Genomic DNA, 18,041 nt, shown 5'->3' with positions numbered 1-18,041 from the left:
CCTTTTCCTGCTCATCCAAAACCCCCTTCCCTTCCTGCCGGTTTCGAGCAACAGATTGCGAATGCCGGTGCCTGCCTTCCTTCGCGAAAATGCCCCGTGGCTGACAGCCGGGGTTCTGTTGACCTTCCTGTCCAGCTTTGGGCAGACCTTTTTCATTTCGATCTTCGCCGGCCATATCCGTGCCGATTTCGGGCTCAGCCACGGGCAATGGGGCGGTATCTATACGGTCGGCACCTTCGTTTCGGCACTGGCGATGGTCTGGGCGGGCGGGCTGACGGACAGGTTTCGCGTGCGTGTGCTGGCGCCGGTGATACTGGTGCTGACGGCGATGGCTTGCCTGGCGATGGCGCTCAACCCGGTTTGGTGGGGGCTGTTCCTTGTCATTTTTGCGCTGCGGTTTTCCGGGCAGGGCATGACCAGCCATATCGCGGTGGTGGCGATGGCGCGCTGGTTCATCGCCTCGCGCGGCAAGGCGCTGTCGATCGCGACACTGGGCTTTGCCGGGGGTGAGGCGTTGCTGCCGCTCTTGTTCGTGTCGCTGATGACGGTGTGGGACTGGCGGCTGTTGTGGATCGTGGCGGCGCTGGTGGCGCTGTGCGGTATCCCGCTTTTGGCGTTGCTCTTGCGTCATGAACGCACGCCGCAGTCCTGGGCGCAATCCGACCGCTCACTCGGGATGCTCGGGCGGCACTGGACCCGGCGCGAAACGCTTCACCATTTCCTGTTCTGGTTCATGGCACCCGCGCTGCTGGGGCCATCCGCATTCAACACCGCGTTTTTCTTTCACCAGGTCCACTTTGCCGAGGTCAAGGGCCTGGCCCATTTCGAACTGGTGGCGATGTTTCCGCTTTATACTGCGGTCGGCATCGGCGCGATGATGCTGTCGGGCTGGGCGCTGGACAAGATCGGAACGCCACGGCTGATCCCCTTTTCCCAGCTCCCGATGGTGGTGGCCTTTGCCCTGTTCGCGGTTGCACCGGGGCCGTGGACCCTGCTGACGGGGTTCGTTTTCCTGGGGCTGACAACCGGGTTCAACACCACGTTGCCCAATGCTTTCTGGGCCGAGTTCTATGGCACCGGCAACCTTGGGTCGATCAAGGCGATGGCGGCGGCGATCATGGTGCTGGGGTCGGCCATCGGGCCGGGGCTGACCGGGTTTGCGATCGACCTCGGGCTGGGGATCGAGACGCAATACCTGATCGTGGCGGGCTATTTTGTTTTTGCCACCGTGATGATGGCCATAGGCGTCACCCGCGCGCGGACTCTGCTAGCGCCGGCGGCGTAGATAGACGTAATACGCGCCCTCGCCGCCGTGGCGCACATGCGCCTGCACCACCTGCAACACGGCCTGCGACGCGGGCGCCGCTTGCAGCCACATCGGCACATGATGGCGCAGCGCCCCGGGCCGCATCGGGATCGGGCCGGTATCATCGCGGTGCTTGCCCTTGCCGGTGATGACCAGAACCAGCCGGCGTTCGCGCGCGTGGCTTTCAAGGATAAAGCCGATCAGCGCCGGGCGCGCCTGATCCAGCGTCATGCCGTGCAGGTCGATGCGGGCCTCGGGTTTCAGCTTGCCGCGTTTCAGCCGGGCATGCGCCTTTTGATCCATCTGCAGGGGCGCTGCGGCGCCGCGTTCGGTGATCCCCGGCAGCAGGTCGTGGCGCACGCCGCCGGGCCGGGCGTTGCGGCCGATCTCGAACCCTTCCGGCAGGGGGGCGGGTTCGGGCGCGGGGCGCGGGGCGGGCTTGTTGCCGTTCATGCCTTTTGCAGGCTTTTCGATCGGGGCGTTGCGGCGCGGTTGCAGGGGCTCGGCCGTTTCGGCCACCCGCCGCCACAGCGCAACCTCGTCAGGGTGCAGGCGGCGGCGGCTCATTGAAACGGCTCCGTGGCGGTGGCAAAGGCGCGCTGAATGGGCAGCAGCACCACCATCCGGCCCGGATCGCGCAGACGGCCCGCCGCGCGGCCGGCCTCGTCACCGGTGCCGAAAAAGATATCGGCGCGCTGCGCCCCCTTGATGGCCGATCCGGTATCCTGCGCCACCATCAAGCGGTTGAAGGGGTGTTCGCCCTCTTTCTCGACCCAGACCGGGGCGCCCAGCGGCGTGAATGCCGGATCGACCGCGACCGTGCGCTTGGACGTGACCGAGCGGTTCATCGCGCCCAGCGGCCCGGCCTCTGGCGAGATGGTGTCAACCACACGGAAAAAGACGTAGGAAGGGTTGTGAAACAGCAGTTCGCGCCCCTTTTTGGGGTGGCGACGGACCCAGTTCTTGATCACCTGGGCCGAAACCTGGTGCGGGGCATAGATGCCGCGCCGCACCAGTTCTACCCCGATGGAGCGGTAAGGATGGCCGTTAGAGCCGCCATAGCCCACCCGGATGATACTGCCGTCGGTCAGCCGGATGCGGCCTGATCCCTGGATCTGCAGAAAGAACAGTTCGACCGGGTCGTCAACCCAGGCGATTTCCAGCCCCTTGCCACGCATGGCGTCGCCGGTTTCGATCTCGCGCCGGGTCAGCCAGGGGTTTGACACCTTGGCAATCCGTGGCTCGCGGTAGACGGGATAGCGGAACCGCCCGCCGGGACGGCGCGCGCCGTCCAGCTCTGGCTCAAAATAGCCGGTGAAGAGCGCGGACTTTCCATCCTCGATCAGCACCGGACGAAAGAACAGTTCGAAAAACGTCCGCGCGTCGGGTTTCTGCTGCGCCAGCGCGCAAAGCGACCGCCAGTCAGGATCGCGCAGGTCGGGACATGTCACCAGAAAAGCATCCAGCGCCTGCTGGTGGTTGTCCAGCTGCCAGCCACGCAGATCGTCGAAGTCCAGTACCGTCTGGGTGACATCCTCGGCCGGCGAAGTGGCCGCAGCCAGCAGCCACACACATGCCGCCGCGCCGAGGCGCCGGATCATTCGCCCGTCGCGACGAGCCGCCAGTTGGGATCGTCCGACCCCATGACCCGTTCAAACGTCCAGCTGTCCTTTTGACGTTTCGGCTGGCCCGGCTGACCCTCGACGATTTCGCCGTTGGCGTCGCGCACGACCGAGATCAGCTCGCCCACGTATTTGACCGTCAGTTGCGCGGCCCCAGTGGCGTCGTCGAAACTTGCGTCCGCCATCGTTATGCTGCGCACGCCGATGAATTCCGCCTCGACCGACAGCCCCTGTTCCTGCCGCGCATCGACCACCTGGGCAAAGGCCTCGTAGACGTCTTCCGACAGGAACGGTGTGACTTCGTCCAGATTGCCGCGCTCGAACGCCATCAAAATCCATTCATAAGCGCCGCGCGCGCCCTGCAGGAATTCGGTCACCGAAAAGTCGGGCTCGATGCGTTTCATCTGTGCCAACGCGGCTGCGGCGTCGGAATTCTCCGGCACATGGTCGGTGATGTCGGGGTCGGGGCCGCCCTCGATTACCTCGAATTCCCGCTTGGGATCGGGCTTGGTTGTTTCGGGCAGGCCGCTGCGCGGCGGCCCCTCGAATCCATCGCGGGTACCCAGTACGCTTTTCAGGCGCAGGATCAGAAATACGGCAATGCCTGCCAGCACCAAAAGCTGCAGTAACGGGGAATTCATGAGCACCTCTTTGCGGACCGGGCATGGTAACCCGTGTGTCACGCTCTTATGTAGGTGAGCGATGCCGTCAAGTCCACCTTGCGCGGCAGGTCTGTACGCGAGGTTCCGAATATGTGGCTGCTGCTGGCCTTTCTTGCCGTTCCGCTGATCGAAATCGGCCTGTTCATTCAGGTCGGCGGGGCCATCGGGCTGTGGCCGACGCTGGGTATCGTTGTGCTGACCGCGGTGCTGGGCACATGGCTGGTGCGCAGCCAGGGCGCGCTGGCATTGGGGCAGCTCCGCTCCTCTTTTTCGCGACTCGAAGACCCGGCCGAACCACTGGCGCATGCCGCGATGATCCTGATTTCGGGTGCGTTGCTGCTGACGCCGGGGTTTTTCACCGACTCGATCGGTTTCGCCCTGCTTATGCCGCCGGTGCGGCGGGCGGCATTCGCATGGATGCGCCGGCGGGTACGGGTGGAGCGGTTCGAATTCGGCACCAATGACCCCCGGCGGCCCACTGGTGGCGGCCCCGACATCATCGAGGGCGAGTATGAAGAGGTTGATCCCTCAACCACGTCCGGCCCTTCCGGCTGGACGAGGCATTGAGACCCGCCTGTCATGCTGCTAAGGCTCCGCCCAGAATTTGACGGCTTTGGAGACCGAAAATGATCGAACAGACAAATGGCGACGCTACGTCGCAGGAGGGGCAGCAGAAGGTCAAGATGAGCGTCCTGACCCAGTTCGTGCGGGACCTGTCTTTTGAAAATGTGCTTGCACAAAAGGGGACCGGTGGCGAAGTCACGCCGGAAATGACCGTTGGTGTTTCGCTGGATGCCCGCAAACGGTCTGTCGAAGGTCAATACGAGGTCGTCACCAAGCTTCAGATCGGGTCCAAGAACAAGGGAACCGACCAGCAGCTCTTCCTGATGGAAATGGAATATGCCGGTGTCTTTCATATCGAGGGGGTGCCAGCGGAACAGCTGCATCCCTTCCTGATGATCGAATGCCCGCGGTTGCTGTTTCCGTTCATGCGCCGGATCGTCAGCGACGTCACCCGTGACGGTGGTTTCCCGCCGCTGAACCTGGAAAACATCGACTGGGTTCAACTGTATCGCCAGCAGCTTGCCGATCTTCAGGCCAAGACCGGCGAGGCGCCAAAGGCGGACGCCTGAGCGCCGGCATTCAGGACAGCTTGTTCCAAAGTGCGCCGTCGCCCATCGCCTTGACAAAGGCGGCGTGGGCCTCGGCCTCTTCAGCGCTCAGGCGCGGCGGCATGGGCTGCGGGCGCGGGCCCGGGCGCCAGTCGGTCTCGGCACCGGACGCGCCCCGGCCCGAGTGGCCCTGTACGGGCGCAAGGCCAAAATCGGGCTGACGACCGCCGATAAGCTCCAGATACACCTCGGCCAGAATCTCGGAGTCGAGCAACGCACCGTGCAGCGTGCGCGAAGAGTTGTCGATCCCGAACCGCCGGCACAACGCATCCAGCGACGCGGGTGAGCCGGGAAACTTGCGCCGCGCGATTTCCAGCGTGTCGATGGCGCGGTCCAGCGGGATTATAGGGCGCTGTATCCAACCCAGCTCGGCATTGATGAAGGCCATGTCGAAACTGGCGTTGTGAATCACCAGCCGGGCATCGCCCGCGAAGTCGATGAACGCCTCGGCAATATGGGCGAATACCGGCTTGTCACGCAGAAAGTCCTCGCCCAGACCGTGCACGGCAAAGGCCTCTGCCGGCATGTCGCGCTGTGGGTTGATATACTGGTGATAGGTCTTGCCCGTGGGCATGTGGTTCATCAGCTCGACGGCGCCGATCTCGACGATGCGGTGGCCCTCTTTCGGGCTCAGGCCGGTGGTTTCGGTATCGAGCACGATCTCACGCATGTCGGAGCCTTTCGCGGATTTCTCGGATCACGTCCTGAACCTGGGCGCGCGCGTGTTCGGCCGTATCGGTAATGATGACGAAATCGGCGCGTGCGCGTTTTTCAGCATCGGGCATCTGTTTGGCAAGGATAGTCTCGAACTGCTCTTCGGTCATGGTGCCGCGTTCCAGCACGCGGCGGCGCTGGGTCTCGGGGTCGATGCTGACACAGGCGACGGCGTCCATTTCCCGTTCGCCGCCGGTCTCGAACAGCAGCGGGATGTCGAGCACGGCAATATCCGCCTGCGTCTGTCGCAAAAACTCGGCACGGTCTTGCGCCACCAGCGGATGCGCGATGACTTCGATCTGTTTCAGCGCCTTCGGGTCGCGGGTGATGATCTCTTTCAGCCGCTGGCGTGATACGGCGCCGTCCTCTATCGCGTCGGGAAAGGCCTGGCCAATTGGCCCGACCGCAGCGCCACCTTTGGCGTAAAGGCGGTGAACCGCAGCGTCGGCATCCCACACGGCGCAGCCCGCCTCGGCAAACAGCCGCGCGGTGGTGGACTTGCCCATTCCGATTGATCCGGTCAGCCCCAGTTGAAACGTCATCTGAGCGCCGCCGCCCTTGTCGCGCTGTCCACCGTCGGACGCACGCCGAACCAGCGCTCGAACGCCGGCACCGCCTGGTGCAGCAGCATTCCCAGCCCATCGACGGTTCGGCATCCCATTTCCTCTGCCTCGGCCAGGAATTGGGTCTTGAGCGGGGTATAAACCAGATCGTTGACCAGCGTGCCCGGCCTGAGCCCATCAAGCGGCACGCGCAGCGACGGCTTGCCGATCATTCCCAGCGAAGTGGTATTGACCACGGTTGTTGCCTCTTCCAGCATGTTGCCGGCCTGCACCCAGTCAACCACCTGCAAACGCTTGCCGAAATCGGCGCGCAGCGCCTCGGCCCGCACCTTGGTTCGGTTCGAAATCAGGATTTCCGGCACCCCGGCATCCAACAGCGCCGATACCACTGCCCGTGCCGCACCCCCGGCGCCCAGAATCGCGGCAGGGCCTGCCTTGGGGTCCCAGTCGGGTTCGGCCTGCCGGATGTTGTTGATGAACCCGTAACCGTCTGTATTATCAGCGTGAATCTTTCCATCCGGCCGCAGGATCAGGGTGTTCGCGGCCCCGATCAGTGTCGCCCTGTCGGTGATCTGATCGGCGATCTCGAGCACCTTTTCCTTGTGCGGGATCGTGACGTTGACCCCGATAAATCCGGCCTTTGGCAAGGTGCGCAGCACCTGTTCCAGATCTTCGCTGCGAACGTCCATCGGAATATAATACCCGGCCAGGCCGTTGACCTTCAGCCAATGGGTGTGCAGCTGCGGCGACTTGGAATGCGCAACGGGCGATCCAATCACCGCGGCAAGGGGAATGGATGTGGTCTTCATGTCTCTATCACCCCGCATTGGCCGAGATAGGCCAACAATTCCAAAAGCGGCAAACCGAGGACACAGAAATAGTCCCCTTGCACGGCAGAAAACAATCTCACGCCCTCTTCTTCAAGCTTGTATCCACCGACAGAGTGGCGGACGCTGTGCCAGTTGCGTTCAAGATACGCCTTCAGGTAGGCGTCTGAGAAATCCCGCATCCTCAGCCGGGCCGTGGCGGCGTGGCGCCAGACCGGTTTTCTGTCCTGGCAGATCACCGCGGCCGAGATCAACTCATGGGTGTCGTTGCGCAACATGCATAGCTGTTCGCGCGCTTGTTCCGGCGTTTCCGGTTTTCCCAAGATGTTGCCCTTGTAGGCAAGCACCTGGTCACAGCCGAGAACCAGTTCTGTCTCCGACGTTGTCGGGGCGCGCAGCGCCTTCATCTCGGCCAGCTTGTCGGCGATATCGCGGGGCGGGGCGCCTTCGGCCTGCATCGAGGCGCGCATCAGCACCTCGTCCACGCGCGAAGGCCGGGCTTCAAAGACGACACCGGCATTGCGCAACAGCGTCTGGCGAATTTCCGAACCGGAGGCGAGGACGAGTTTTGGCGGCATGTGCAGAACTCCGGGGGTTTCTCAGCGGATTTGTAGGGACAGAGTGCGCGAAATGCCATGCCGGATTGGTTTTGCCGGTAACCGGGCGAGTCATGCTTAGGCTCACGGGACTTTTCAGCATGGGGGCAATGATAACGTCACGCGGTGGAAAACCCTGCCAATCCCGTGCTTTCCCCCGAAATCATCCACTGGTCCTGGAAGCCGTTAGGACCCATTAACATACTGAAATATAATATATAAATTTCATTTTCGTTAGGTTCGTCAAACTAATCCCTGGGTTATCAACAGGGCTTTTCAACGGGGATCATTCTGCTGATAAACTGATAATCCACAGCTTGGGCGCTGCCTACTAAGACATCATCCTTTATTCTCTTTCTTTTTATTATAAGGAAGGCAGGAACCGATGGAGGGCAAAGATGGGTGATCTCCTTGCGATCGCATATCCCTGGATCAAGGCCTTGCACATCATGGCCGTGATTTCATGGATGGCCGGGATATTCTATCTGCCCCGGCTGTTCGTCTATCATGTCGAACGCGCGGATGGCCGCGACACGGTTTTCGAGATGATGGAGGAAAAGCTTTATCGGGTCATCATGACGCCGGCGATGATCGCAACCTGGCTTTTCGGGCTGTGCCTTGTGCTGATACCCGGCATTGTCGATTGGGGGTCGGTCTGGCCCTGGGTCAAGGGTGCGGGTATCCTGGCAATGACAGGGTTTCACGTATGGCTTGGTCGTCGGCGCCAGGATTTTGCTGCGGGTAACAACCGCCTGACCGGGCGGCAGTACCGGATGATGAACGAGGTGCCGACCGTTCTGATGGTGATCATCGTCCTCGCGGTGGTGGTTCGATTCTAAGCAACATTGACATTTGCAATGAATCTGACTATCTGCCGGGTTGGCTCCCGTCCGGGCGGCTTGTTTTCCTAATTTCCAATGGTTTTCATGCGCGATGCGCTGAACCTACAGGTGTATCCTCATGTCCCAAGACCGTTTGAATCTGTCCGATCTGCAGGCGAAATCCGCCAAGGACCTGTTGTCCATGGCCGAAGAGCTGGAGATCGAGAACGCCTCGACCATGCGCAAGGGCGAGATGATGTTCCAGATCCTGCGTGAACGCGCGGACGAGGGCTGGACTGTCTATGGCGACGGCGTTCTGGAGGTGCTGCAGGACGGGTTCGGTTTCCTGCGCTCGCCCGAGGCGAATTATCTGCCGGGCCCCGATGACATCTATGTTTCGCCCGAAACCATTCGCCAGTATTCACTGCGGACGGGCGACACGGTAGAGGGCGAGATTCGCGCCCCGGATGAAAACGAACGGTATTTCGCGCTGGTCAACGTCTCGTCGATCAATTTCGAAGACCCCGAGCGCGCCCGCCACAAGATCGCCTTTGACAACCTGACGCCGCTTTATCCCGATGAGCGGTTCAAGATGGAAATCGAGGACCCGACCATCAAGGACAAGACCGCGCGTGTGATCGACCTGGTTGCGCCTATCGGCAAGGGGCAGCGTTCGCTGATCGTGGCGCCGCCGCGGACCGGTAAGACTGTGGTCCTGCAAAACATCGCCGCCAGCATCGAGCACAACCACCCGGAATGTTACCTGATCGTGCTGCTGATCGACGAACGCCCCGAGGAAGTCACCGACATGCAGCGCTCGGTCAAGGGTGAGGTGATCAGCTCGACTTTCGACGAGCCGGCATCGCGGCACGTTGCGGTGGCCGAAATGGTGATCGAAAAGGCCAAGCGCCTGGTCGAACACAAGCGCGACGTTGTGATCCTGCTCGATTCGATTACGCGTCTCGGGCGCGCCTACAACACCGTGGTTCCGTCTTCGGGCAAGGTTCTGACCGGCGGTGTCGATGCCAACGCGCTGCAACGGCCGAAACGGTTCTTTGGCGCCGCGCGGAATATCGAAGAGGGCGGGTCGCTGACCATCATATCGACCGCGTTGATCGAAACCGGCAGCCGCATGGACGAGGTGATCTTTGAAGAATTCAAGGGCACCGGTAACTCGGAACTGGTGCTTGACCGCAAGGTTGCGGACAAGCGGGTCTTCCCGGCCATCGACATCCTGAAATCCGGCACCCGGAAAGAGGACCTGCTGATCGACAAGGGCGACCTGCAAAAGACCTTTGTTCTGCGGCGCATCCTCAACCCGATGGGTACGACCGACGCTATCGAGTTTCTGCTTGGCAAGCTCAAGCAGACCAAAACCAATTCGGATTTCTTCGACTCCATGAACACCTGACCGGGGGCCTTTGGCCGACACGCGGATGGATACGGTTTTTGCAGTTTCAACGGCGCCGGGAAAATCCGGCGTCGCGGTGATCCGCGTGTCGGGGCCGCGGGCGCATGATGCCGTGCAGACATTATGCGGCGACGTGCCGCCGATCCGACAGGCATCGGTGCGCGTGCTGCGCGGTGCGGACGGACAGCGCATCGACAGCGCCCTGGTGCTGACCTTTGCCGCAGGACACAGCTTTACCGGTGAAAAATCTGTGGAATTTCAGGCACATGGCAGTATCGCAGTCGTTTCGGCGGTGCAGGCGGAACTATCCCGCATGGACGGGCTGCGACCAGCGGAACCGGGCGAATTCACCCGGCGGGCGCTGGAAAATGGGCAGCTCGACCTGGCCCAGGTCGAGGGGCTTGCCGACCTCATAGATGCCGAGACAGAGGCACAGCGACGCCAGGCGATGCGGGTTCTTGCCGGCGATCTGGGGCGCAAGGCCGAAGGCTGGCGGCACGAACTGGTCCACGCGGCGGCGCTGCTGGAGGCAACGATTGATTTTTCGGACGAGGATGTGCCGGTGGATGTCGGGCCTGAGGTCGGCGCGCTGGTGTCCTCGGTCATGGCCGGACTGCGCCAGGAGATCGCCGGTGTCGGCATGGCCGAACGTATCCGCGAAGGGTTCGAGGTGGCCATTGTCGGCGCGCCAAATGCGGGGAAATCAACCCTGCTCAACGCGTTGGCAGGACGCGAGGCGGCGATCACCTCGGAACATGCCGGGACAACGCGTGACGTGATCGAGGTAAGGATGGACCTGTGCGGATTGCCGGTGACATTGCTCGACACCGCCGGGTTGCGGGATACGCGGGATGCGGTAGAGGCGATCGGCGTCGACCGCGCGCGTCAGCGGGCCGAGGCGGCAGATCTGCGGGTGTTCCTGATCTCGCCGGATGAGGCGCCGCAGATGGTGCCGCGGGCGGATGATATCGTGCTTGTTTCCAAGGCCGATCTGTACCCGGATGCGGAAAATGGTATCTCAGGCAAGACCGGACAGGGCGTTGCGGCGCTGGTTGATCGGATAGGTCAAACGCTGTCGGCGCGGACCTCTGGCGGTGGTGTGGCAACGCGCGAACGCCACCGGGATGCGATGGCGCGCGGCCTTACCGGGCTGGAGGCAGTCGAGGTCTTGTTGCCCCGTGGCGAGGAAGCGGCCGAAATTGCCGCCGAAGAGCTGCGCAGCGCTGTGCGGGCCCTTGATTCTCTGGTAGGACGCGTAGATGTCGAGAATGTACTGGACGAAATCTTTGCCAGCTTTTGTCTGGGTAAATGAGGGATGTTTCACGTGAAACATTTTGACGTCATCGTCATTGGCGGCGGTCATGCCGGTGCCGACGCGGCCCACGCGGCGGCGCGGATGGGCGCGCGCACCGCTCTGGTGACGCTGTCGCGCCGCGACCTGGGGGTGATGTCGTGCAATCCGGCCATCGGCGGGCTAGGCAAGGGGCACCTTGTACGCGAGATCGACGCGCTCGACGGCGTCATGGGCCGGGTGGCCGACCGCGCCGGCATCCAGTTTCGGCTGCTTAATCGTCGCAAGGGCCCAGCGGTGCAGGGCCCGCGGGCGCAAGCGGATCGCGAGCTTTACCGCGAGGCGATGCAGGCCGAGATCGCCGCGCAACACGGACTGGATGTCATCGAGGGCGAGGCCGCTGATTTCCTGATGGAAGGCGACCGTGTCGGCGGCGTGGTGCTGGCCGATGGCAGCGAAGTCAGCGCTGGTGCGGTGGTGCTGACGACCGGCACCTTTCTGCGTGGCGTGATTCATATCGGTGACGTGTCCCGACCGGGCGGGCGTATGGGCGACCGGCCTTCGGTAAAGCTGGCCGAGCGGATCGATTCATTCGACCTGCCGCTGGGGCGGCTCAAGACCGGCACGCCGCCGCGGCTGGATGGCGCGACGATTGATTGGGATATCCTCGAATCACAGCCGGGCGATGATGACCCTGTGCTGTTTTCGTTCCTGTCGGATGCGCCGGCGGCGCGACAGGTGGCCTGCGGGATCACCCACACAAACGAAAAAACGCACGAGATTATCCGCGCCAACCTGGGCCGGTCCGCGATGTATGGCGGCCATATCGACGGGATCGGCCCGCGTTATTGCCCCTCGATCGAGGACAAGATCGTCCGCTTTGCCGACAAGGCCTCTCACCAGATTTTCCTGGAACCAGAGAGCCTGTCGGACAACGTGATTTATCCCAACGGGATCTCGACGTCGCTGCCGGTGGACGTGCAGGAGGATTATGTGCGTTCGGTCAGGGGCCTTGAAAACACACGCATTTTGCAGCCGGGCTATGCCATCGAATACGACTATGTCGACCCCCGCGCGCTGGATGCGACGCTGGCGGTCAAGTCGGTGCCGGGGCTGTACCTGGCCGGGCAGATCAACGGCACGACCGGCTATGAAGAGGCCGCGGCGCAGGGATTGGTCGCCGGGCTGAACGCGGCGCTGGTGGTTCAGGGGCGCGAGGCTGTGATCTTTAGCCGGGCAAACAGCTATATCGGGGTGATGATTGATGACCTGATTACCCGGGGCGTCAGTGAACCGTACCGAATGTTCACCTCGCGCGCCGAGTTCCGGCTGTCGCTGCGCGCAGACAATGCCGACCAGCGGTTGACCCCGATAGGGGTCAAGCTTGGCTGCGTGGGTGAACAGCGCAAGGCGGCATTCGGCGACAAGATCGAGAGGTTGCAGGCCGCCCGCACCCGGCTGGAGGAACAAAGCTATACGCCAAGGCAGCTCAGGGACGTCGGTCTGTCGGTCAATCAGGATGGCGCCCGCCGCACGGGATTTCAGCTGCTGTCCTTTCCCGACATAACTTTTGCGACGCTTGAGGCGCTTGACCCGGGCCTTGCGGACTTTGACGCTGAGACCCGTGCGCAGGTGGAACGTGACGCGCTGTATGCGAATTATATCGAGCGTCAGAACCGCGATGCCGAGATGCTAAAGCGTGACGAGGCACAGGAAATCCCCGCTGATTTCGATTTCGGCGCGCTTGACGGCCTGTCGCATGAGCTGAAAGCCAAGCTAACGGCGGCGCGACCGACGAACCTTGCGCAGGCGGGCCGCATCGACGGGATGACGCCGGCGGCGCTGACTCTGATCCTGATCCGGCTGCGGCAATCCAGGCGGGTAAGGCGCGCATGACGGGGCAGGGTCTGGATGTTTCACGTGAAACATCCGAGCGGCTGGAAATCTATGCCGCGCTGCTGCGCAAATGGAATCCACGCATCAACCTGGTATCGAAAGCCACGCTGCCCAACCTCTGGACGCGCCATTTTGCCGATTCCACGCAATTATACGACCTCGTGCCGCATCCGGTGGGCCATTGGGCCGATCTGGGTGCGGGCGGCGGCTTTCCCGGTCTGGTGATCGCCATCATGGCGATGGAAACCGGCTCACCCCGGCGTGTGACGCTGGTTGAAAGCGATGTGCGTAAGGGCGCGTTCCTGAACACGGTGATCCGCGAAACCGGGGCGCCCGCGACTGTCATCACCGACCGGATCGAAACCACGCCGCCCCTGATGGCGGATGTTCTGTCGGCCCGTGCATTGGCGGATCTGCCGACATTGCTGGGTTTTGCCGAACGCCATCTTGCCCCGAACGGCGTTGCCATCTTTCCCAAGGGCGCAACCTGGGAAAAAGAGCTGTCCGCCGCACGCAAGGCGTGGAAATTTTCGCACCGGGTTGCTAAAAGTAAAACCGAAGACGGCCCCGTTCTTCTGCATATTACAGGAGTTGCCCGTGTCTGACCCAACCCGGCCCAGACAGCCCAGGATCATCGCCGTCGCCAACCAAAAGGGGGGTGTGGGCAAGACGACCACGACCATCAACCTTGGTGCTGCGTTGGCAGAGGCTGGCCACAAGGTGCTGATCGTCGATCTCGACCCGCAAGGCAATGCCTCGACCGGCCTTGGCATCATGCCCGAGGCGCGGGAATACACCACCTACGATCTGCTGCTCGAGGAAATCCCCCTTGGTGATGTGATCCAACCGACCAGCGAGGAAAACCTGTCGGTCATCCCGGCGACGGTCGACCTCAGCTCGGCCGACATGGAGTTGATTTCCAACGAAAAGCGCAGCTTTCTGTTGCATGACGCGCTGCGGCAACCGGCGATGGATGCGTTCGGCTTTGAATATATCCTGATCGACTGCCCGCCGTCGCTGAACCTGCTGACCGTCAACGCGATGGTGGCGGCGCATTCGGTGCTGGTGCCGCTGCAATCGGAATTCTTTGCGCTCGAGGGGCTGTCGCAGCTGATGCTGACCATCCGCGAGGTGCGGCAATCGGCCAATCCCAACCTGAGGATTGAGGGCGTGGTGCTGACAATGTACGACGCGCGCAACAACCTGTCGTCGCAGGTCGAACAGGATGCGCGGGAAAACCTGGGCGAGCTGGTGTTCAAGACCCTTGTGCCCCGGAATGTCCGGCTGAGCGAGGCGCCGTCATTTTCGATGCCGGTGCTGCGCTATGACAGCAATTCCAAGGGCGCGCAGGCATATCGAAGCCTGGCTGCGGAATTGGTGCGCAACCATACCCGCGTTGCGGCTTGAAAAGGACGGGCAGAATGACAAGCAAGAAACCGAAACGTGGGTTGGGCCGGGGCCTGTCGGCGCTGATGGCGGATGTGACCGACGCATCGGAGCAAGATGAAAACGCACCGCGCCAGCCTGACCGCACCGTGCCGGTCGAACGGATCGTTCCCAACCCAGATCAGCCGCGCCGTACCTTTGACACCGCTGCGCTGGAAGATCTGGCGTCCTCGATTCGCGAAAAGGGCATCATTCAGCCACTGATCGTGCGGCCAAGCCCCAGGGATGAGGGACAATTTGAAATCGTCGCCGGCGAACGCCGCTGGCGCGCCGCACAGATGGCACGGCTGCACCATATCCCGGTGCTGGTGCGCGATTTCGACGATACCGAAGTGCTGGAAGTCGCAATCATCGAAAATGTTCAGCGGGCTGACCTGAACCCGGTGGAAGAGGCCGCCGGCTACAACCAGTTGATGCAGAAGTTTGGCCATACACAAGATATGCTAGCCAAGGCCTTGGGCAAAAGCCGCAGCCACATCGCCAACACGGTGCGGCTGCTTAGCCTGCCCGAGGATGTTCAAGCCTGGCTGCGCGAGGGCAAGCTGTCGTCGGGCCATGCCCGCGCGCTGATCACCGCCGAAGATCCGGTCGCGCTGGCGCGCGAGGTGATCAAGAAGGGGCTTTCGGTGCGGGAAACCGAAAAGCTGGTCAAGGCGGCCGAGAACAAGGACGCTGCGAAACCTTCAAAACCCCGGCCGGCAGCCGAGAAAGACGCCGACACCCGCACGCTTGAGGGCGATCTTTCTGCCAGCCTGGGCATGAAGGTGGCGATTGATCATCAGTCGGGGCGGGAAAACGGCAAGGTCGTGATCGCCTATGACACGCTGGAACAGCTGGACGAACTGTGTCGCATCCTCAGCCTCAATAGCTCGGCCGGGTCCAGATAAAGAGCAAGACACAGCCCAGCGTGACGGCCTGTATTGCCAGGATCAGCGCACCGACCCCGAATGCCATTGACAGGCCGAGCACCGCGAGAATGGCCACCGTCGCCATCCGCTTGGCCTGCGGATTGACGGCGCCGCGCGAGCGCCAGTCGTCGATCACCGGGCCAAAGCTGCGATGGCTCAAGAGCCAGTTATAGAGCCGCTCGGATGAGCGGGAAAAGCAGAACGCCGCCAGCAAAAGCAGGGGCGTTGTCGGCACCAGCGGCAGCACAATACCGACCAGCCCCACACCGAGGCTGAGCATTCCCAGGGAAAACCACGCCAGTTGCATCGCTCAGTCCGCCAGCAGGGCCCGGATGACGGCGTTCAGCACCAGCCGACCCCGGGGTGTGGCGCGCAGGCGTCCGGATTCGCGTGTGATCATGCCGATATCCTCAAGCTCCAGCACGGCCCGTTTGGGCAGGGCCGCCCCTGAGATAGCTTTGTAGCGTGCCAGATCAATCCCTTCGGCAATCCGCAACCCCATCATGAGGTATTCATCGCCCTGATCCCGCCGCGGGATAGGGCTGGCGCTGTCGCCGTTGCCGATCTCGGCCGCCGCCAGCCATGCGTCGGGCATACGGTGCGTTTCGGTCGCATGACGCTGGCCGTTCAGGGTGATCCGGCCATGGGCGCCGGGGCCGATCCCGGCATAGTCGCCGTAGCGCCAATAGATCAGGTTGTGACGGGATTCAGAGCCTGTTCTGGCATGATTAGAGACTTCATAGGCTGGCATCCCCGCCTGTTCGCAAAGCTCCTGCGTGAGGTCGAACATGGCGCTTGCGCGGTCGTCGTCGGGCAGGCCGGACAACCTGCCGCGCGCATAACGGTCGCCAAAGGCGGTGCCGGGTTCGATAGTCAGCTGGTAGAGCGACAGGTGATCCGCCGCCAGCGTCAGCGCCTCGGTCAGCTCTTGCCGCCAGTCCGCAAGGGTCTGGTCCTGACGGGCATAGATCAGGTCGAAACTGACACGATCAAAGAATTCATGTGCAATATCAATTGCTTGTCTTGCTTCTGCCACGCTGTGAATGCGGCCCAGACGCGCCAGATCGGCATCATTCAACGCCTGCACGCCGATTGAGACGCGCGAAACGCCAGCAGCGGCGTAGCCGGCAAAGCGTCCCGCCTCGACCGAGCCGGGATTGGCCTCCAGCGTGACCTCAAGGTCATTCGCGGTTGGCCAGCGTTGCCGGATGCGCTCCAGCATGTCGGCGACCATATCGGGCGGCATCAGGCTGGGTGTGCCGCCGCCGAAATAGACGGTGTTCAAGACCCGCCTAGGCAGCAGCGCGGCGACGCGGTCGATTTCCGAAATATAGGCCCTGTTCCAGCGATCATGGTCGATCTGGCGGGAAACATGGCTGTTGAAATCGCAATAGGGGCATTTGGCGGCGCAGAAGGGCCAGTGGATGTAAAGGCCAAAGCCCCCCTGTTGCCAGTCGTCAGTCAAAACAGCCCTTGACCAGCTTGGCAAACGCATCAGCACGGTGGCTGATGCGGTTTTTCTGGTCCGCGTTCATCTCGGCAAAGGTCATGTCATGACCGTCGGGCTGAAAGACCGGGTCGTATCCGTGCCCTTCGGCCCCGCGCATCGGCCAGATGATCTGGCCCTCGATGGTGCCGGCGAATACCTCGTCATGATCATCGGGCCAGGCCATCACCAGGGTGCAGCAAAACCGCGCTTTCCACGGCTGGGGTGCGCCGCTGGCGACCAGTTCGTCATGGGCGCGCTGCATCGCCATGTGGAAATCGCGGCCGGTCTCTGTTTCGGCCCAGTTGGCCGTATAGACACCGGGTGCACCGCCCAGCGCCTCGATCTCGATGCCGCTGTCATCCGCCAGCGCCGGCAGGCCGGCGACGCGGGCGGCGGCGTGGGCCTTGATCCGGGCATTGCCGACAAAGGTGGTTTCGGTCTCATCAGGTTCGGGCAGGCCCCTTTCGGCGGCGCCGACGACCTGCACGCCGTAGGGTTTCAGCAGACTGGCGATTTCGTCCAGCTTGCCGGCGTTGTGGGTCGCCACCAGCAGTGTATCGCCGGTAAACTTACGCATTCGCGGCCGCCATCTGGATCGTCGCCAGTTCGCGCACGCCGCTTTCGGCCAGGTCGATCAGCTGGTCCATCTGGGCGCGGGAAAATGTTGCGCCCTCGGCGCTCATCTGCACCTCGATAAGCTGGCCCTTGGCCGTCATCACGAAATTGCCGTCAACGCCTGCCTCGCTGTCCTCGGGATAGTCGAGATCCAGCAACGGCTGCCCGGCATAGATGCCGCAGCTGACCGCCGCGACCGGGTCGGGCATCGGGTCGGTGATGACATCGCCGGTTTTCAGCAGCTTGTTCACCGCCAGGCGCAGCGCCACCCAACCGCCGGTGATCGAGGCGCAGCGTGTGCCGCCATCGGCCTGCAGCACGTCGCAGTCGACGGTGATCTGGCGTTCGCCCAGCGCCACGCGGTCTATCCCGGCGCGCAGGCTGCGCCCGATCAGGCGCTGGATCTCCACCGTGCGGCCGCCCTGCTTGCCGACCGCGGCCTCGCGCCGCATGCGGCTGGTGGTCGAGCGCGGCAGCATGCCGTATTCCGCCGTCACCCAGCCCAGCCCGCTGCCCTTGATAAAGGGCGGCACGCGATCCTCGATCGTGGCGGTGCACATGACATGGGTGTCGCCGATACGGATCAGACAGGACCCCTCTGCGTGTTTTGTGACCCCGGTTTCGATTGAAACCGGCCGCATCTCACTTAAGTCTCTACCCGAAGGCCGCATCTTGTTTCCCCGCTTTTATGTGCAAACGGGA

At 62.6% G+C, this 18,041-nt stretch carries 21 protein-coding genes; 10 read left to right on the top strand and 11 right to left on the bottom strand.

Features of this window, described 5'->3' with window-relative positions; translation table 11 throughout:
* Positions 1-61: 61 nt before the first annotated feature.
* Positions 62-1,285: an MFS transporter gene (locus DL899_RS06015; protein WP_111733071.1), complete on the top strand. Its 1,224-nt coding sequence runs from the start codon at positions 62-64 to the stop codon at positions 1,283-1,285.
* On the opposite strand, the gene DL899_RS06010 is transcribed toward DL899_RS06015, so the two are convergent.
* The 3 genes from DL899_RS06010 to DL899_RS06000 are packed head-to-tail and all read right to left on the bottom strand — an operon-like array spanning position 1,268 to position 3,569.
* Complete coding sequence (locus DL899_RS06010; protein WP_111733070.1) at positions 1,268-1,873, bottom strand: Smr/MutS family protein; 606 nt, start codon at positions 1,871-1,873, stop codon at positions 1,268-1,270. The two genes, DL899_RS06015 and DL899_RS06010, sit on opposite strands and share 18 nt — an antisense overlap.
* Positions 1,870-2,907 carry a murein transglycosylase A gene (gene mltA, locus DL899_RS06005; protein WP_111733069.1) on the bottom strand — a complete coding sequence of 346 codons (1,038 nt, stop codon included), beginning with the start codon at positions 2,905-2,907 and terminating at the stop codon, positions 1,870-1,872. The genes DL899_RS06010 and mltA overlap by 4 nt, the downstream gene beginning before the upstream one ends.
* Positions 2,904-3,569 (bottom strand): Tim44/TimA family putative adaptor protein, encoded by a 666-nt coding sequence (locus tag DL899_RS06000; protein WP_111733068.1) that lies wholly within the window; start codon positions 3,567-3,569, stop codon positions 2,904-2,906. Before DL899_RS06000 ends, mltA begins: the two co-directional genes overlap by 4 nt.
* 111 nt (positions 3,570-3,680) lie before the next feature.
* Between DL899_RS06000 and DL899_RS05995 the strand changes: the two genes are divergently transcribed.
* Both DL899_RS05995 and secB read left to right on the top strand, forming a co-directional pair.
* Entirely contained in the window at positions 3,681-4,157 is a 477-nt protein-coding gene (locus DL899_RS05995; protein ID WP_111733067.1) for an FxsA family protein, read from the top strand.
* A gap of 59 nt (positions 4,158-4,216) precedes the next feature.
* A complete protein-coding gene (gene secB / locus DL899_RS05990; protein ID WP_111733066.1) occupies positions 4,217-4,723 on the top strand; it encodes a protein-export chaperone SecB in 507 nt (168 codons plus the stop codon).
* Between the two features lie 10 nt (positions 4,724-4,733).
* Here the strand turns inward: secB and dnaQ are convergent, their stop codons facing one another.
* From dnaQ to DL899_RS05970, 4 genes are read right to left on the bottom strand one after another with little or no spacing between them, the layout of a single operon-like run.
* On the bottom strand, positions 4,734-5,432 hold the full coding sequence (gene dnaQ, locus DL899_RS05985) for a DNA polymerase III subunit epsilon (RefSeq protein WP_111733065.1): 699 nt from the start codon (positions 5,430-5,432) through the stop codon (positions 4,734-4,736).
* Positions 5,425-6,018 carry a dephospho-CoA kinase gene (gene coaE / locus DL899_RS05980; RefSeq protein ID WP_111733064.1) on the bottom strand — a complete coding sequence of 198 codons (594 nt, stop codon included), beginning with the start codon at positions 6,016-6,018 and terminating at the stop codon, positions 5,425-5,427. The genes dnaQ and coaE overlap by 8 nt, the downstream gene beginning before the upstream one ends.
* Positions 6,015-6,848 (bottom strand): shikimate dehydrogenase, encoded by an 834-nt coding sequence (locus tag DL899_RS05975; protein WP_111733063.1) that lies wholly within the window; start codon positions 6,846-6,848, stop codon positions 6,015-6,017. Before DL899_RS05975 ends, coaE begins: the two co-directional genes overlap by 4 nt.
* Positions 6,845-7,444 (bottom strand): Maf family protein, encoded by a 600-nt coding sequence (locus tag DL899_RS05970; RefSeq protein WP_111733062.1) that lies wholly within the window; start codon positions 7,442-7,444, stop codon positions 6,845-6,847. The genes DL899_RS05975 and DL899_RS05970 overlap by 4 nt, the downstream gene beginning before the upstream one ends.
* A 416-nt stretch (positions 7,445-7,860) precedes the next feature.
* On the opposite strand from DL899_RS05970, the gene hemJ reads away from it, so the two are divergent.
* From hemJ to DL899_RS05935, 7 genes are all read left to right on the top strand, one after another.
* Entirely contained in the window at positions 7,861-8,301 is a 441-nt protein-coding gene (gene hemJ, locus DL899_RS05965) for a protoporphyrinogen oxidase HemJ (RefSeq protein ID WP_111733061.1), read from the top strand.
* A 121-nt stretch (positions 8,302-8,422) separates the two neighbouring features.
* Positions 8,423-9,694, top strand: coding sequence for a transcription termination factor Rho (gene rho / locus DL899_RS05960; RefSeq protein WP_111733060.1), 1,272 nt, complete (start codon positions 8,423-8,425; stop codon positions 9,692-9,694).
* Positions 9,695-9,719: 25 nt separating this feature from the next.
* Positions 9,720-11,006, top strand: coding sequence for a tRNA uridine-5-carboxymethylaminomethyl(34) synthesis GTPase MnmE (gene mnmE / locus DL899_RS05955; RefSeq protein ID WP_111733124.1), 1,287 nt, complete (start codon positions 9,720-9,722; stop codon positions 11,004-11,006).
* A gap of 3 nt (positions 11,007-11,009) precedes the next feature.
* The gene (gene mnmG / locus DL899_RS05950; RefSeq protein ID WP_111733059.1) at positions 11,010-12,881 is read left to right on the top strand and encodes a tRNA uridine-5-carboxymethylaminomethyl(34) synthesis enzyme MnmG; all 1,872 of its coding nucleotides are present in this window, start codon (positions 11,010-11,012) and stop codon (positions 12,879-12,881) included.
* A complete protein-coding gene (rsmG, locus tag DL899_RS05945) occupies positions 12,878-13,486 on the top strand; it encodes a 16S rRNA (guanine(527)-N(7))-methyltransferase RsmG (protein WP_111733058.1) in 609 nt (202 codons plus the stop codon). Before mnmG ends, rsmG begins: the two co-directional genes overlap by 4 nt.
* On the top strand, positions 13,479-14,288 hold the full coding sequence (locus DL899_RS05940; protein ID WP_111733123.1) for a ParA family protein: 810 nt from the start codon (positions 13,479-13,481) through the stop codon (positions 14,286-14,288). The genes rsmG and DL899_RS05940 overlap by 8 nt, the downstream gene beginning before the upstream one ends.
* 14 nt (positions 14,289-14,302) lie before the next feature.
* Positions 14,303-15,214 (top strand): ParB/RepB/Spo0J family partition protein, encoded by a 912-nt coding sequence (locus tag DL899_RS05935; RefSeq protein ID WP_111733057.1) that lies wholly within the window; start codon positions 14,303-14,305, stop codon positions 15,212-15,214.
* On the opposite strand, the gene DL899_RS05930 is transcribed toward DL899_RS05935, so the two are convergent.
* The 4 genes from DL899_RS05930 to rph are packed head-to-tail and all read right to left on the bottom strand — an operon-like array spanning position 15,189 to position 18,010.
* Entirely contained in the window at positions 15,189-15,542 is a 354-nt protein-coding gene (locus tag DL899_RS05930) for a YbaN family protein (protein ID WP_111733056.1), read from the bottom strand. The two genes, DL899_RS05935 and DL899_RS05930, sit on opposite strands and share 26 nt — an antisense overlap.
* A gap of 3 nt (positions 15,543-15,545) precedes the next feature.
* A complete protein-coding gene (hemW, locus tag DL899_RS05925) occupies positions 15,546-16,730 on the bottom strand; it encodes a radical SAM family heme chaperone HemW (RefSeq protein ID WP_111733122.1) in 1,185 nt (394 codons plus the stop codon).
* Complete coding sequence (rdgB, locus tag DL899_RS05920) at positions 16,693-17,301, bottom strand: RdgB/HAM1 family non-canonical purine NTP pyrophosphatase (protein ID WP_111733055.1); 609 nt, start codon at positions 17,299-17,301, stop codon at positions 16,693-16,695. Before rdgB ends, hemW begins: the two co-directional genes overlap by 38 nt.
* Entirely contained in the window at positions 17,294-18,010 is a 717-nt protein-coding gene (gene rph / locus DL899_RS05915) for a ribonuclease PH (protein ID WP_111733054.1), read from the bottom strand. Before rph ends, rdgB begins: the two co-directional genes overlap by 8 nt.
* Positions 18,011-18,041: the final 31 nt, after the last annotated feature.

The sequence above is a fragment of the Roseovarius amoyensis genome (assembly GCF_003260265.1).
Lineage (GTDB): Bacteria > Pseudomonadota > Alphaproteobacteria > Rhodobacterales > Rhodobacteraceae > Roseovarius > Roseovarius amoyensis.
Note: the sequence above shows the minus strand (reverse complement) of the source record. Positions and strands in the feature narration are given on the sequence as shown.